Genomic DNA, 13,293 nt, shown 5'->3' with positions numbered 1-13,293 from the left:
CGAACACGCTATGTGACGGAGTGCCATGCCCGGGGAGGCCCGCCGTGCGGGCCTCCCCAAGCTTGGGTCAAGCGGGTACGGAGGCCACGCCGGGCGCGAGGAAGCGCGGCCGGGCCAGACCCGACCTGTCCAGGTACGGGGTGATCCCGCCCAGGTGGAACGGCCAGCCGGCACCGAGGATCATGCACAGGTCGATGTCCTGCGCCGCCGCGACCACGCCCTCGTCCAGCATGATCTGGATCTCCTCGGCCAGCGCCCGCAGCACGCGCAGCCGTACCTCGGCGGCGGTGGACGGCGTGGCGCCACCCGCGAACAGCGCCACCGCCTCCGGGTCGAGCGAGAAGTCGGGCAGGTACACGCCCGGCTTGCCGGAGGCGACCAGCTTGGCCATGTTCGCCGAGACGCCGAAGCGCTCGGGGAAGGCCGCGTGCAGGGTCTCGGCCACGTGCAGTCCGACGGCCGGGCCCACGAGCTGCAGCAGCGCGAACGGCGTCATCGGCAGCCCGAGGTCGTCGAGCGAGTGCTCGGCCGTCTCCAGCGGCGTGCCCTCGTCGACCGCGGCGATCACCTCGCCCATGAAGCGGGTGAGCAGCCGGTTCACCACGAACGCCGGAGCGTCCTTCACCAGCACCGACGACTTCTTCAGCGACCGGCCCACGGCGAAGGCGGTGGCCAGCGTCGCGTCGTCGGTCGACGGCGCCTTGACGATCTCCAGCAGCGGCATCACCGCGACCGGGTTGAAGAAGTGGAACCCGACCAGCCGCTCCGGACGCTCCAGCCCGGCGCCCATCTCGGCCAGCGAGAGCGAAGAGGTGTTGGTCGCGAGCACGCAGCCGGGCGAGACCACCGCCTCCACCTCCGCGAACACCTGCCGCTTGACCGACAGCTCCTCGAAGACCGCCTCGATGACGAAGTCGGCGTCGGCGAACGCGTCCTTGGTCAGCGAGCCGGTCACCAGCCCCTTGAGCCGGTTGGCCTGGTCGGCCGAGACGCGGCCCTTGGCGAGCAGCTTGTCGACCTCCGCGTGCACGTGGCCCACGCCCTTGGCGAGCCGGGCCTCGTCGAGGTCGGTCAGCACGACCGGCACCTCCAGGCGGCGGGCGAACAGCAGCGCCATCTGCGAGGCCATCAGCCCCGCGCCCACCACGCCGACCTTGGTCACCTTGCGGGCCAGCGCGGCGTCGGGGGCGCCCGCCGGGCGCTTGGCCCGCCGCTGCACCAGATCGAAGGAGTAGAGCCCGGCCCGCAGCTCGTCGCCCATCAGCAGGTCGGCCAGCGCCTCGTCCTCGGCGGCGAAGCCCTCGTCGCGCGAGGCCGTACGGGCCAGGGAGATCAGGTCGAGCGCCCGGTAGGGCGCGGGGGAGGCGCCGCGCAGCTTCATGTCGACCAGGAACCGCGCGTCGGTGACCGCCTTGTCCCAGTCGTCGGCCTCATGCGAGGCGCGCTCCACGACGGTGTCGCCGGTGAGCACCCGGGCGGCCCAGCGCAGCGACTCCTCCAGGAAGTCGGCCGGCTCGAACATCGCGTCGGCGACGCCCAGCTCGAACGCCTGGGCCCCCTTCAGCATGCGGTTCTGCGACAGCGGGTTCTCGACGATCAGCTTGATCGCGCGGGCCGGCCCGATCAGGCGCGGCAGCAACTGGGTGCCGCCCCAGCCCGGCACCAGCCCGAGGAAGCACTCGGGCAGCGCGATCGCCGGAACGCCCGAGGAGATCGTCCGGTAGGTGCAGTGGAGGGCCACCTCCAGCCCGCCGCCCATCGCCGCCCCGTTGACGAAAGCGAACGACGGGATCGGCAGTTCGCCCAGGCGGCGGAACACGTGATGCCCCAGCGCGCCGATGGCCTGCGCCTCCTCGCGCGCGGCCATGCTCGCCGCGCCCTTGAGGTCGGCGCCCACCGCGAAGACGAACGGCTTGCCGGTCACGCCCACGGCGGCCAGGTCGGTGCGGGCGGCGATCTCGGACAGCGCGCCGTTCAGCGCGAACAGCCCGTGCGGGCCGAACGTGCTGGGCTTGGTGTGGTCGAAGCCGTTGTCGAGCGTGATGAGCGCCATCGTGCCGGCCCCGCCGGGCAGCTCGACGTCGCGGACCAGGGCCTTGGTGACGACTTCGCCGGTGTCGCGCTCGGTCAGCAGCGAGCGCCAGGTGTCGAGGTTGCTCATGCCAGGTTCTCCCAGATCACGGTGCCGCCCATGCCCATGCCGACGCACATGGTGGTGATGCCGTAGCGCACGTCGGGACGCTCGCCGAACTGCCGCGCGAGCTGCGTCATCAGCCGCACGCCCGAGGAGGCCAGCGGGTGGCCGAAGGCGATCGCCCCGCCGTAGGGGTTCACCCGGGGGTCGTCGTCGGTGATGCCGAAGTGCTCCAGGAAGGCCAGCACCTGGACGGCGAACGCCTCGTTGATCTCAAACAGCCCGATATCGGAAATATCAAGATTTGCCAGGCGGAGCGCCCGCTCAGTGGACGGGATCGGGCCCACGCCCATCACCTCGGGGTCCACCCCGGCGAAGGCATAGGAGACCAGCCGCATCTTCGGCGCCAGGCCGAGCTCGGCGGCCGTCTCGGCGGCGGCCACGACGCAGCCGGTGGCGCCGTCGTTGATGCCCGAGGAGTTGCCCGCCGTGACGTTGCCGTGGGAGCGGAACGGCGTCTTGAGCGCGCTCAGCCCGTCCAGCGTGGTGCCGGGGCGCGGCGCCTCGTCCTCGACCGCCAGCCCCCAGCCCTTCTCGGCCGTCCTGATCGCCGTGGGCACCAGATCCGGCTGGATCCTGCCGTCGGCGTACGCCTTGGCCACCTTCTCCTGCGACAGCACCGCGTAGGCGTCGGCGCGGTCCTTGGTGATCGTCGGGAAGCGGTCGTGCAGGTTCTCGGCCGTCATTCCCATGACCAGAGCGCTCGGGTCGACCAGCCGCTCCGACAGGAACCTCGGGTTGGGGTCGACGCCCTCGCCCATCGGGTGGCGGCCCATGTGCTCGACGCCGCCCGCGATCGCCACGTCGTACGCGCCGAACGCGATGCCGCCCGCGACCGTGGTCACCGCGGTCATCGCGCCCGCGCACATGCGGTCGATCGCGTAGCCCGGCACGGTCTTGGGCAGCCCGGCCAGCACCGCCGCCGAGCGGCCGATGGTCAGGCCCTGGTCGCCGATCTGGGTGGTCGCGGCGATCGCGACCTCGTCCACGCGCTCCGGTGGCAGTCCCGGGTTGCGCCGGATCAGCTCGCGGATGACACGCACGACCAGGTCGTCTGCGCGGGTCTCCGCGTACATGCCCTTGGGCCCGGACCGGCCGAAAGGTGTGCGTACGCCGTCGACGAACACGACGTCACGAGAGGAAGGCACGGATTCGCTCCTCGTTGCTCGGCAGTTACCGCGCCTATGCTACTCGCCAGTAACCACGCCGCAGACGAGGACGGCCGCCAGCAGCACGTACAGCGTCACGGTCGCCGGCTCCCACAGATGAGCCCGCGCCCCGACCAGAGCCACAACCGCCCCCACCTGGAGCCCAGACCCCACACGGAGCGCCGCGCTCGCATCGAGGGTCGTGCCTGTGCGAAGCGTCCGGCCTTTTCGCCGACGCGTGAGCCGGTCGGGGTCCCACGGATCGTCAGGTGATCCACCCGGCCGGTTGGCACGCGTCGGCTGCCCCCATGCCTCACGTGCCCACCAGGCGACGAAGCACACGCCCGCCGCCGAACCCGCCAGCGCCAGCGCCTCGGTGGCCTGGCCCAAGGCGTGGGCGAGGTCGTACAGGCCCGACTCGCGGAACGGGCGCGGCGCCGTACAGCCGAGCAGCAGTGTCACCGCCCATCCGCAGCCGACGCCGAGCCTGCTGAGCGCCCGTAGCGGCGTGCCGGGCGGGCTCGCGTACAGCTCGTGCTCGCGTCTGCGCACGGCCCGTGTCCGCGCGCCCCAGACGGCCTGGGTGACCGCCAGCGCGGGCAGCGCGAGGAGAAAGAGCGTGAGCGCCAGTACAGCCAGCGGCAGGGTCTCCTCGCCCGCCGGGGCCCGTTCGGCGAGCGATTGGGAGAAGGCGATCAGCGCGAGCGAGCACGAGAGCGTGACGATCGCGGTCCGGCGCGCGGCGCGGGCCCGAGCGCGTAATCCGGTCATCGCCAGGGCGCCGGGAGGGGGTGAAACCTCGGTCATACTGGTCATGATGTCGTCACGCCGCGTAACGGCGCCCCGGATTCCGGTCTTTTGGCTGGAGCCCTAGATGAGACCGTAATTCCCGTCCTGACCGAGATCAGCGCCGTCATATGCGGCATTTGTTGGCTTTGGGTCGGCCGTGTGTCGTTACGGTGCGTATGGGGGTGGACCAGGTGCGTGGCCAGGTGCAGGCAACCATTGGACATACCCTGAGGGGGGTTTCTGAAACAGTTGTGACACCAGGTTATTTGTGAGCATCTTGTGAAATTTCCGGACAAGTGGTGGTGGAGTCTGTTAGGAAAGGTCGCGGTCCAGATTCGTATTAGAGAGGTTCCATCGTGGCGCGCGACGAGAACGACAGGCCATATGAGGATGGGCAGGGAAGGTCGCTGAACCCGGATTTGACCGGCGACGTTCTGTCCCCGCGGTGGAGCACGGATGACACCGACGAGCAGCCGGCCATTGTGGTCTCGGGCAACGAGACCTACATCCTCCCGCCGGACAGGGGCGCGCCCGAGCTGTACACCCCGCATGCCGAGGGACAGCACCGCGTTGAGAGCGTCGAGGGTGACGGCCCGCTTTACACCGGCGACTCGCCCAGTGGCGCACTCTATGGGGACTCGCTCTACTCGGGCGGTGACCAGCTCTACACGGGCGACGCGCCCAGTGGCTCGCTTTACACCAGTGACGCCGCCAGTGGGCCGCTCTATTCCGGTGACGCGCCCAGCGGTCCCCTTTACGGCGGCGACGCGCCCAGTGGTCCGCTTTACACCGGCGACGACAGGGAAGGCGCCCCGCTCTACACCGGCGACCAGCCGAGCGACGCCTACCTTCCGCTCGACAAGAGCTACGAGTCCCCGTACGACGATGACGAGCCCGAGGCGCCCAAGCGTGGCTTCCTCGGCTCCGGCTGGACCGACAGCTCCCAGGGCGGTGGCGGCCACCAGGCCGAGGGCGACAAGGAGGTGCGCCGCCGTACCAAGGTGCTGCTCATGGCGGCCGTCGCGGTCGTCGTGCTCGGCGCGGGGGCCGGCTGGATGCTGACCGGCACGTCGTCCGACGACCCGTGCGCGGGCGCGAAGTGCGCCAGCGCCGAGCAGGTGAAGAAGCCCGCCACCTCTCCCGCGGAGATCGAGGACACCGAGGAGCCGGTCGCCGATCCCACGGACACCGACACGGCGGAGCCGACCACGTCGCGGACCGCCGCCCCGTCGCCGACCGCCGCCAAGGTACGCGCCACCCGTACCCCCACGCCCCGGGCCACCCGCACGCGCATCGGCCAGCCGACCGCCAAGCCGAGCAGCCGGGCCACCAGGGCGCCGCAGGAGACCATCAAGGACACGGACGCCGACACCGCGACCGAGACCGAGCAGCCGACGGCCAAGCAGCCGACCAGTCAGCCGACGCAGGCGGTTCAGACGCAGGCCCCGGTGCCGGCCCCGACGCAGACCAGCAAGGGCCTGTTCGACATCCTCTTCCCCTGGTCCTGATGCTTTTCGGCGGCGGCTTCCTGTCGCGCTGGGCCCGAGGCGTGTAAGGATGCGGACCCAGGTGTCGATCTGGCACACTGGAAACCGCTTTCCTGGAGGTCTCGTGGTCACGCTGGAAGACGTCGCCAAGCAGGCGGGCGTCTCGCTCGCGACCGCCTCGCGGGTGCTCAACGGCAGCACCCGCCAGGTGGGCGCCGACCTGCGAGCCCGAGTCGAGCGGGCCGCGTACGAGCTCGGCTACCGCGCCAACATCGCGGCGCAGACGTTGGCCCGCGGGGCGAGCAACGTCATCGGCATCGTGGTGCACGACCTGACCGACCCCTACTTCGCCGCGCTGGCCGACGGCGCGATGCGGGCCGCGGCCGGCGAGAACCTGCTGGTCATGGTGGGCACCACGCACCGCGACCCCGACCAGGAGATCGCCTACGTCGCGACGCTGAACGCCCAGCGCGTGCGCGCCGTGCTGCTGGTCGGCTCCCGGGTCGCCGATCCCGGCGTGACCGAACGGCTCCGCGGCGAGCTGGACCGCTACCGGACCAGCGGCGGCCGGGTCGCCTGCGTGGGCCAGGACCTGCTCGGCGTCGACACGGTCGCGCCCGCCAACTACGAGGGCGCCGCCGCGCTGGCCCGTTCGCTGGCCGAACTCGGCCACACCCGCTTCGCCATCCTGGCCGGGCCGCCGCACCTGATGACCGCCCGCGACCGGTGCGCCGGATTCGCCTCGGCACTGGCCGAACTCGGCCTGCCGGAGCCGCGCGTCATCCAGGGCCCCTTCGACCGCGACGGCGGCTACCGGGCGGCTCAGGAGACAGGTGACGCGACCTGCGTGTTCGCCGTCAACGACGTGATGGCCGTGGGGGCGCTCGCCGCGTACCGGGAGCGGGGGGTCCGGGTGCCGGACGACGTGTCGGTGGCCGGCTTCGACGACATCGCGACGCTGCGGGACCAGGTGCCCGCGCTGACCACGGTACGGCTGCCGCTGCAGGACATGGGCGCCCGCGCCCTTGAGCTGGCGCTGGCGTCGGGGGAGGAGCCGACGGTGGAGCAGGTGGCGGGCGAGGTGGTGTTGCGGGAGAGCGTACGGGCGTTGGGGTGAGCGCGGGGCAAGGGGCGCTTCCGAAGGGGAGGTGCCGCACAGGCGGTACGGTCGCTCGGGAGGGCGCGATGAAACTGGCGGTCAGCACGCTCGGGATGCCGGGAGACGGGCTCGACAGGGCGATCGAGGTGGCGACCGGGCAGGGTTGCCAGGGCCTGGAGCTTCGGTTGCACCCCGACACCGGCGTACACCGGGGCCTGTCGGCGGCCGAGCGGTCGTCGGTGCGGGAACGGGTCGAGGCAGCCGGTCTGGAAATATCCGCGCTCGCCGGATATGTCGGCGTATGCGAACCAGGTCCCGACGAGCCGCTCGTCGAGGCGCTCATCGCGGACCTGACGCTCGCCGCCGACCTCGGTGCCCCGGGCGTCCGGGTGTTCCCGCGCGGCGACGACCCCACGATCGGCGCGCGCAGGCTCAAAGCCGTCTCCGCTACGGCCGCCGAACTCGGCCTGCGGGTCCTCGTCGAAACCCACGACCGCATGGCCACCGGCGCGGCCGTCGCCCGGCTGCTCGGCGAAGCGGCCTGCCCCGAGACGACCGGAGCACTCTGGGACCTGCTCCACCCTTGGCGTCACGGCGAGTCCCCGGCCGACACCCTGGCCCTGCTCGGCCCGTACCTCGCCTACGTCCAGGTCAAGGACGCGGTCTCCGCCCAGGACACCACACCGGTGCCGATGTGGACCGGCACGGTACCGCTGGACGAGTCCGGCGAACTGCTGCGCGCGTGGGGCTACTCCGGCTGGGTGTCGCTCGAGTGGGAGCGCACCTGGTATCCCCAGGTCGCCCCGGTGGAGGAGATACTGCCTGGGGCCGCCGAATGGGTGCGGCGTTTCCGAAGGGAGTAGCCATTGAAGGACAAGGTGCTGGTCGTCGGCATGGACGGTCTCCGCTTCGACCGCCTGCTCGCGGTGGGGCCACCGGAGTTGACCGGACTGATGTCCAGAGGCGCGTACGGAACGAGCCTCCTCCCGTACGGCGAGGCCACCGCCCCGCGCACCGAGTCCCCCGGCGAGATCGTCCCCGAGACCACCAGCGAGCCCGCCGAGCCCGACCAGCGGAGTGCCGTCCGTGTCATCAGGTCTCGGACCGACTCCGGGCCCGGGTGGTCGTCGATCGCCACCGGGGTGTGGCCCGACAAACACGGCGTCGTCGACAACGCGTTCACCCGCCAGCAGTTCGCGAAATATCCGGACTTCTTGACTCGCGCCAAGACGGCCCGCCCCGACCTGGACACCGCGGCGTTCTTCTCCTGGGCGTCGCTGGCGGAGCACGGCGCGTTCGGCCCGGCCATCGACACCCGCTTCGTCCTCGACGGCTACACGATCGACTGGCCGATCGCCGACAAGCAGGTCGCCGAGGCCGCCGAGCGGCACCTGGCGAGCGCGGGCGCCGACCTCACGTTCGTGTACCTGGGCGAGACCGACGAGGTGGCCCACGACCTCGGCCCGCACTGCCCCGAATACACCAAGGCGCTACATACCCAGGACTCCTACCTGGGCCGCCTCCTCGACGCGATCCGGGGAAGGCGGACGTTCGCCGACGAGCGCTGGACCGTGCTGGTCACCACCGACCACGGTCACATCGACGACGGCGGCCACGGCGGCACCTCCGTCGAGGAGCGCACGGTCTTCGTCATCGCCGCCACTCTCGGCGAGGACCTGGGCGGCGCCGACCTCGGCGGCCCGAGGCTGGTGGACGTCGGCCTGACCGCGCTCGCCCGGCTCGGCATCGAGCCCGACCCCGGCTGGGGTCTCGACGGCGTGCCTCTGGAGGTGTGAGCGACGCCACTGTTCATCAAGTGTTGAATTCTTTGCCGCGAAGCGTGAGACTCGTAACCAGACGCTGAACGGTGGGGGTACACCCAATGAAGACGGCACTGGACTTTTCCGAGATCGACGGCGGCATGCTGGCCGAAGTCGGTGGCAAGGCGGCCAACCTCGGTGAGCTGACCCGGGCCGGGCTCCCGGTCCCGCCCGGCTGGGTGCTCACCACGGAGGCCTACCACGAGGTGGCACAGGCGGCGGGCCTGGACGACGTCATCGCGACCGGCGGTCCGGGTCTCGCGGAGGCCGCGAGGACCCGGCTGCTGGAGGCCCCGATCCCCGAGGCCATCGCGGAGTCGATCCGCGAGGCCTACACCACGCTGGGCAAGGCCGTACAAACACCAAAGGCGGTGCCGGTCGCGGTGCGGTCGTCGGCCACGGCGGAGGATCTGCCGTTCGCCAGCTTCGCCGGGCAGCAGGACACCTACCTCAACGTCGTCGGCGCCGACGCCGTGCTCGACGCCGTACGTCGCTGCTGGGCCTCGCTCTGGACCGACCGCGCGGTCGCCTACCGCGACTCCAACGGCATCGACCACGCCTCCGTACGGCTGGCGGTGGTCGTCCAGGTCATGGTCGACTCGCGTACGGCGGGCGTGATGTTCACCGCGAACCCGCTCACCGGACGCAGGCACGAGGCCGTCATCGACGCGAACCCCGGCCTGGGCGAGGCCGTGGTGTCCGGCGCCGTCAACCCCGACCGGTTCGTGGTCGACGCGGCGAGCGGCGAGATCCTCGACCGGCACGCGGGCGACAAGCGACTGGCGATCCGAGCCCTGCCCGGCGGCGGCACGGAACGCGTCGAGTCCGCCCACGACGGCCTCTGCCTGACGGATGATCAAGTACGCGATCTGGCCGCGCTCGGCGCTCGTGTCGAGGACCACTACGGTGCGCCGCAGGACACCGAGTGGGCCATCGACGCCGACGGCACGCTCTGGCTCACGCAGGCGAGGCCGATCACCACGCTCTACCCGCTGCCCGAGACCACCAGGGAGGGCCTGCGGGCGTACTTCTCCATCAATGTCGCCCAGGGCGTCATGGGCCCGCTCACCCCGATGGGCCTGTCCGCGTTCCGGTTGATCAGCGCGGGTGCCGCCGGGGTGTTCGGCTACGGTCCGGCCGAGGCGCGCGATGGGGCCGCGTTCATGTTCGAGGCGGGTCAGCGCACCTGGCTGGACCTGACCACGGCCCTGCGCAGCCGTATGGGGCGGGCGATCCTGCCGCGCGCGCTGACGATGGGCGAGGCCAGGGCCGCGGCGGTGCTGACGGACCTGTTCGAGGAACCACGGTTCTCGGTGATCCACACCTCGCGCCGCCCGTTCTTCCGCGCGGTGGCGCACTTCGCCCGCCGCGTGCACGCCCCGACGCGCGTCCTACAGGCACTGATCAGGCCCGATCGGGCGCTCGCCTACACCAGGCGACTCGGCGAGGAACTGGACCGGCGGCTGCGCGTGCCCGGCTCCGCCACGCCCGTCCAGCGCCTCGACCACGCGGAGCGGATGCTCAGCGGCACGTTCCCGGTGATCGTCTCGCTCATGCCGATCGCGATCACCGGCTACGGCCTGTTCGGGCTGGCCTCGAAGCTCTCCGGCCGGTCCATGAGCGACATGCAGGACGTGCTCCGCAGCGTCCCCAACAACCCGACCACCGAGATGGACCTCGAACTCTGGGCGCTGGCGACGCGGATCGAGCCGGAACCGTTCAGGAACGAAACGGTGAGCGAGCTCGTACGCCGCTTCCGGGCCGGCGAACTGCCCCCGAAGGCCCAGCAGGGAATCACCGCTTTTCTGGATAAGTACGGGCATCGCGGTGTCGCCGAGATCGATCTGGGCGTTCCGCGCTGGTCCGAGGAGCCGGCGCACATCCTCGGCGTACTGGCCAACTACCTGCGCATGGAGGACGGCGGCGACCTCGCGCCCGACAAGCTGTTCGCGAGGGGAGCGGCCGAGGCCGAGGCGGCCGTCGCGCGGATCGTGGCGGCGGCCCGCGGCAAGGGCGCGTTCCGGGGCGCCGTCGCCGGGTTCGGGCTGCGGCGCACCAGGTTGTTCGCGGGGGTGCGGGAAATGCCGAAGTTCTACCTGGTCAAGACCCTGGCCGCGGTGCGGCGGAGCCTGCTCGTCGTCGGCGAGCACCTGGTGACCACCGGCGTGCTGGAGACGGCGGACGACGTGTTCTTCCTGCGGATCGAGGAGGCGCGGTCGGCGCTGGGCGGAGGCGATCTGCGGGAGCTGGTGATCGAGCGGCGGGCGGCCTACGAGCAGGAGTCGCGCCGCAGGCACGTACCGAGGATCGTGCTGTCGGACGGCACCGAGCCCGAGGCGTTGTCGACCGTGGCCGCGGAGGGCGCGCTGATCGGCAGTGCCGCCTCCGCGGGCACGGTCACCGGCCGCGCCAGGGTGGTGCTCGACCCGATCGGTGCGCACCTGGAGCCGGGCGAGATCCTGGTCTGCCCGTCGACCGACCCCGGCTGGACGCCGCTGTTCCTCACCGCGGGTGGGCTGGTGATGGAGATGGGCGGCGCCATGTCGCACGGCGCGGTGGTGGCCCGCGAGTACGGCATCCCGGCGGTGGTCGGCGTCCCGGACGCCACCCACCGCATCGTCACCGGCCAGGAGATCACGGTGAACGGAGCCGCGGGCACGGTGACGATCACCGAGCCCGAGCCGGGCGTCGAGAACGAGGACGCGGCGGAGAACGCACCGGCCACCAGCCCGGCCTGACCCCCAGCGGCCAGGCCGGCCACACTCGGGGCGTTACGGGGTGCCGGTCACCACCTGGGCGTAGCGGCGCTTCATGGTGGCCACCACCTCGTCCGGGTCGGCGGCCCAGACGTCGGCGTTGAAGATCTCCACCTCGACGTCCCCCGTGTAGCCGGCCTCGGCCACGGCACGGGTGATCGGCGGGAAGTCGATCACTCCGTCGCCCATCATCCCCCGCCCCAGCAGCACGTCCGCCGGAAGGGGCTGCAGGAAGTCGCACACCTGGTACGACGCGATCCGCCGGCCGGCCCTGGCGATCTCCTCGAACACCCGAGGGTCCCACCACACGTGGAAGGTGTCGACCACCACCCCCACCTGCTCCTCCGGGTAGGGCAGGCACAGGTCGACCGCCTGCGCCAGCGTCGACAGGACGGCCCTGTCGGCGCAGTACATCGGATGCAGCGGCTCCAGCGCCAGCTTGACGCCCCGCTCACCGGCGTACGGGGCCAGCACCTCCAGCGCCTCGGCCACCTGCCCGCGGGCCCCGGCCAGATCCCGCGAGACCCCGGCGTCCGGCAGCGGTTCGCCCGGCTTCACGCCCGGGAGGCCGCCGACGACCATGACCAGGCAGGCCGCCCCCAGCTCCGCGGCTTCATCGATGGCCCGCCGGTTGTCGTCCAGCGCCCGGCCCGCGCCGTCACCCGGGGCCGTGAGGAAGCCGCCACGACACAGCGACGACACGCGCAGCCCGGCCTCGCGGACCAGCTTGACGCTCTCGGCCAGGCCCTGCTCGGCCACCTCCTCGCGCCACAGCCCCACCGCCTCCAGGCCATGCCGTACGCAGCCCTCGACGGCCTCCGCCACCGACCACCGCTTGGTCGTCCGCTGGTTCAGGGAGAGGCTCACAGCCCGTTCACCTCCAGCAACGCCTTCATCCTCCGTACGGCCAGCTCCTGGTCGGCCAGCAGCCCGGCCTGGTCGGCGAGCCGGAACACCTCCGACAGGTGGACCAGCGAGCGGGCCGACTGGGCGCCGTTCACCATGGCGAACGCGTCCTGGTGGCCGTTCAGCCAGGCCAGGAAGACGATGCCGGTCTTGTAGTTGTACGTCGGCGACTCGAAGATCTTCCGGGAAAGCGGCACGGTCGGGGCCAAGATTTCATCGTAAAGTGCGAAATTTCGGGCGGCCTCCGCGCCGGTGCCCTGCTCGGCCGCGTCCAGTGCCCGCAACGCCGCGGCCGCCGCCGGAGCGATGGCGTCGAAGATGCCCAGCAACGCGTGCGAGCCCGACTTGATCAACGACGGGTAGTTGAAGTCGTCCCCGGTATAGAGCCTGACCCCCGTGGGCAACGCGGCCCGCAGCCCCACCTCGTGCTCCTCGTCGAGCAGCGACACCTTCACCCCGTCCACCATCGAGGCGTGGGCGTGGATCAGCTCCAGGAACGACTCCGTGGCCGCGCCCACATCCGGCGAGCCCCAGTAACCGGCCAGCTGCGGATCGAACATCTCGCCCAGCCAGTGCAGGATCACCGGCCGGTCGGCCCGCCCGAGCAGCTCCCCGTACACCTGGTGGTAGTCCTTGGGCCCGCTCGCCACCCGCGCGAGCTGCCGCGAGGCCATGATGATCACTCCGGCGCCCGCCGCCTGCACGGTCTCCAGCTGCTCCGCGTACGCGGCGGTGATCGCGCGCAGGTCGGCCGCGCCGGGGGCGTGGTCGGTGCCCGCGCCGCAGGCCACCAGCGCGGCGGGGTCGCCGAACGAGCGGGCCTCGGCGGCGCTGCGCCGGATGAGCTCCTTCGTGGCGGCCCAGTCCAGGCCCATGTTGCGCTGGGCGGTGTCCATGGCGTCGGCCACGCGCAGGCCGTGCGACCAGAGGTGCCTGCGGAACCGGAGCGTGGCGTCCCAGTCGACCGCGGCGGGGGAGCCGGGCGTGTTGTCGCCGAGCGGGTCGGCCACCACGTGCGCGGCCGCGTACACGACCCGGCCGGTCGCCGGCTGCTCGACGACGGGCCAGGTCACGGGCTCACGCAGGGTGTAGGC

Annotated in this window: 10 protein-coding genes; 5 read left to right on the top strand and 5 right to left on the bottom strand. The window is 71.7% G+C overall.

Annotated features, from left to right (window positions below):
- Window positions 1–67: 67 nt before the first annotated feature.
- From AB0B91_RS03125 to AB0B91_RS03115, 3 genes are read right to left on the bottom strand one after another with little or no spacing between them, the layout of a single operon-like run.
- Window positions 68–2,161, bottom strand: a complete 2,094-nt coding sequence (locus AB0B91_RS03125) for a 3-hydroxyacyl-CoA dehydrogenase NAD-binding domain-containing protein (RefSeq protein ID WP_358314446.1) — start codon at window positions 2,159–2,161, stop codon at window positions 68–70.
- Window positions 2,158–3,342, bottom strand: a complete 1,185-nt coding sequence (locus tag AB0B91_RS03120; RefSeq protein WP_358314443.1) for a thiolase family protein — start codon at window positions 3,340–3,342, stop codon at window positions 2,158–2,160. Before AB0B91_RS03120 ends, AB0B91_RS03125 begins: the two co-directional genes overlap by 4 nt.
- 39 nt (window positions 3,343–3,381) lie before the next feature.
- Entirely contained in the window at window positions 3,382–4,149 is a 768-nt protein-coding gene (locus AB0B91_RS03115) for a hypothetical protein (RefSeq protein WP_358314441.1), read from the bottom strand.
- Between the two features lie 338 nt (window positions 4,150–4,487).
- On the opposite strand from AB0B91_RS03115, the gene AB0B91_RS03110 reads away from it, so the two are divergent.
- The 5 genes from AB0B91_RS03110 to AB0B91_RS03090 all read left to right on the top strand — a co-directional run bounded on the left by AB0B91_RS03110 (window position 4,488) and on the right by AB0B91_RS03090 (window position 11,275).
- Window positions 4,488–5,639 carry a hypothetical protein gene (locus tag AB0B91_RS03110; RefSeq protein ID WP_358314438.1) on the top strand — a complete coding sequence of 384 codons (1,152 nt, stop codon included), beginning with the start codon at window positions 4,488–4,490 and terminating at the stop codon, window positions 5,637–5,639.
- A gap of 103 nt (window positions 5,640–5,742) precedes the next feature.
- Window positions 5,743–6,735, top strand: a complete 993-nt coding sequence (locus AB0B91_RS03105; protein ID WP_358314435.1) for a LacI family DNA-binding transcriptional regulator — start codon at window positions 5,743–5,745, stop codon at window positions 6,733–6,735.
- Between the two features lie 68 nt (window positions 6,736–6,803).
- Window positions 6,804–7,580: a sugar phosphate isomerase/epimerase family protein gene (locus tag AB0B91_RS03100; RefSeq protein WP_358314433.1), complete on the top strand. Its 777-nt coding sequence runs from the start codon at window positions 6,804–6,806 to the stop codon at window positions 7,578–7,580.
- Window positions 7,581–7,583: 3 nt separating this feature from the next.
- Window positions 7,584–8,513 carry an alkaline phosphatase family protein gene (locus AB0B91_RS03095; RefSeq protein ID WP_358314431.1) on the top strand — a complete coding sequence of 310 codons (930 nt, stop codon included), beginning with the start codon at window positions 7,584–7,586 and terminating at the stop codon, window positions 8,511–8,513.
- A gap of 86 nt (window positions 8,514–8,599) precedes the next feature.
- Window positions 8,600–11,275, top strand: coding sequence for a PEP/pyruvate-binding domain-containing protein (locus tag AB0B91_RS03090; RefSeq protein ID WP_358314428.1), 2,676 nt, complete (start codon window positions 8,600–8,602; stop codon window positions 11,273–11,275).
- 33 nt (window positions 11,276–11,308) lie between these two features.
- Here AB0B91_RS03090 and AB0B91_RS03085 read toward each other — a convergent pair whose 3' ends face one another.
- Together AB0B91_RS03085 and AB0B91_RS03080 are read right to left on the bottom strand one after the other, a co-directional pair.
- Window positions 11,309–12,160, bottom strand: coding sequence for a sugar phosphate isomerase/epimerase (locus AB0B91_RS03085; RefSeq protein WP_358314425.1), 852 nt, complete (start codon window positions 12,158–12,160; stop codon window positions 11,309–11,311).
- Window positions 12,157–13,284 carry a dihydrodipicolinate synthase family protein gene (locus AB0B91_RS03080; protein ID WP_358315681.1) on the bottom strand — a complete coding sequence of 376 codons (1,128 nt, stop codon included), beginning with the start codon at window positions 13,282–13,284 and terminating at the stop codon, window positions 12,157–12,159. Before AB0B91_RS03080 ends, AB0B91_RS03085 begins: the two co-directional genes overlap by 4 nt.
- Window positions 13,285–13,293 lie beyond the last annotated feature (9 nt).

It is taken from the genome of Nonomuraea sp. NPDC049141, assembly GCF_040648415.1.
GTDB lineage: Bacteria > Actinomycetota > Actinomycetes > Streptosporangiales > Streptosporangiaceae > Nonomuraea.
The sequence above is the reverse complement of the archived record's forward strand: the minus strand, read 5'-3'. Positions and strand labels throughout refer to the sequence as shown.